This is a genomic window from Mesorhizobium sp. (assembly GCF_004962925.1).
GTDB lineage: Bacteria > Pseudomonadota > Alphaproteobacteria > Rhizobiales > Rhizobiaceae > Mesorhizobium.
Genome location: NZ_SUEO01000156.1, coordinates 13,102 through 15,223 on the forward strand (window position 1 = coordinate 13,102; position 2,122 = coordinate 15,223).

General features: G+C 61.7%; 3 protein-coding genes. 2 read left to right on the forward strand and 1 reads right to left on the reverse strand.

Annotated elements, in window-relative coordinates; genetic code table 11:
* On the forward strand, positions 1 to 376 hold a 376-nt coding region (locus E5W87_RS25320), incomplete at its 5' end, for a helix-turn-helix transcriptional regulator (protein ID WP_292403846.1).
* 320 nt (positions 377 to 696) lie between these two features.
* A complete protein-coding gene (locus tag E5W87_RS25325) occupies positions 697 to 1,365 on the forward strand; it encodes an outer membrane protein (RefSeq protein WP_292403849.1) in 669 nt (222 codons plus the stop codon).
* Between the two features lie 76 nt (positions 1,366 to 1,441).
* On the opposite strand, the gene E5W87_RS25330 is transcribed toward E5W87_RS25325, so the two are convergent.
* On the reverse strand, positions 1,442 to 2,122 hold a 681-nt coding region (locus E5W87_RS25330), incomplete at its 5' end, for a molybdopterin cofactor-binding domain-containing protein (protein WP_292403852.1).

Genomic DNA, 2,122 nt, shown 5'->3' on the forward strand with positions numbered 1-2,122 from the left:
GCATAGGGCTGCCGATTTCAGGTCCCGGCCGGCCGCCCGCCGTCGCCTATGTTTTGCCGTTGACCGAGGGAACCGCGCGCGCGGTTTTTCGGCCGGCATGCGCCGCCGTCTTCATATCGACCACGACGTCCTCTTCCCCACTCCCGAGGCCGTTCTCACGACGCTGTTCGACCTTACGCCTGCAGAGGCGCGCGTCCTCCTGCGGGTCGGCAGCGGATTGAATGCGTCCAAGACCGCGTTGTCCCTCGGTATCGGTGAAAACACTTTGAAGACCCACCTCAACCGCATCTTCGCCAAAACCGGCACGAGGCGCCAAGCGGATCTGGTCAAACTCATTTCGGACATAGGCACGCCCCTGGTACCTGCCGGATCATAATGGTGAGCCCGCAGAAGCTGGCAATCTCCCTCCGGACGACATCTCGGCTTCGCCAGTCACAAACGCTGAAGAGGAAGAGCCGACCGCGAGCTGCCGATCTCCCTCTTGCGGGGGAGTTCGGCAGTTTCCCGCGAGTCGACTGAGGCCGAACGGCCACACTGACCGGGAAAGTGCTGCGGTGCGCTCCAGGACAATTCGGGTGCGGCTCAGCCCAAGACGCGGCCGGCGGACAATGCGACATCGGAGTCTCCACAACACCTGGATCTCCGCGGAGCATTTCTGCGGCGGGGAACGCAACATTTTTGGGGCAGCATACAACAATGAAAACGATTCTTCTCGCTACAGCCTTCATTCTCGCGCCTGTCGGCATGGCGTCCGCGGCGGATATCAATGAGGTTTTGCCTGTCGACGCCTTCAGCTGGTCCGGCCTCTATGCGGGCGTTCACGTCGGTTACGCAGCTGGAAGCTCCGATTTTTTCATCGCCAACCCCGGCGTTACCAGACCCCTGGATCCCGACGGTTTTATCGGTGGCATCCACGTCGGCTTCAATCAAGAAATGGCGAACCGCTTCGTACTCGGTGCCGAGGCCGACATTGCGTACAATGACGTAACTGGGCTGACGAGCTTTACCAGCGGTTTACTTCAAAGCGAAATCAAGTGGTCGGGTTCCGCGCGGCTGCGGGCTGGCTATGCTTTCGATCGGACTTTGCCTTACATCACTGCGGGCGTGGCCGCGGCCAAATATGAGGCGACTGTGATCACCGGCACCCCCCAAGGCAACATACTAATCCACGACGAAACCCATATTGGCTGGACGGTTGGAGCCGGCGTTGAGCACGCCTTCACCGATAAGTGGATCGCTCGGGCCGAATATCGCTACTCGGACTTCGGCAGCCAGGATCTCTCGATAGCAGACGGCGTTAACACGATTGCGGACGTCGATCTCCAGACGCACGATATCCGGGTCGGCCTTAGCTACAAGTTCTGATCTGCCGAACGGAACAAAACCCCGGCCCTGCCGGCCGGGGTTTTGTATGGAGCGCGTCCTCACTTCGTGAGCGCGGCTAAATCAGCTTCTCCAGCGTGATCGGCAGATCCCGCACCCGCTTGCCGGTGGCGTGGAACACCGCATTGGCGATCGCCGGCGCCACGCCGACGATGCCCAGCTCACCAACGCCTTTGCCGCCGAGCACCGAGGAATGCAGGTCGGGGATGCCGACCGAGATCACCTCGATGTCGGGAATATCGGCATTGGTGGCGATGAGATAGTCGGCCAGATTGTTGTTGACGATGCGGCCGTGGCGGCGGTCGACGATGCCTTCCTCCAGCAGCGCCTGGCCGATGCCCATGATGATGCCGCCCTTCCACTGGCTTTCGGCGAGCTTGGGATTGTAGAGCCGGCCCGAATCCAGCGCCGACACCACGCGCGACACGCGAACCGTGCCAAAGTCCTCGTCGACGCGCACCTCGATGAAATGCGCGCACCAGCTGTGGCGGGAATAGTCGCCCTCGGTGTGCGACAGCGCCATCGCGATGGTCGTATTGTTCTTATAGCGATCCTCCGCCGTCCAATTGGCAGGCGTGGTGTCGCCCATCGCCTCGATCTGGCTGCGTCCGACGCTGCCGAGCAGCTCGGCGATCGAGACCTCAGGGCCGTCGCCGCGCGGCGACTTTATGCGGCCATTGGCGACGACCAGCGTGTTGGCTTGCAGCGCATGGAACGGCGAATTTGGATCGCTGATCGC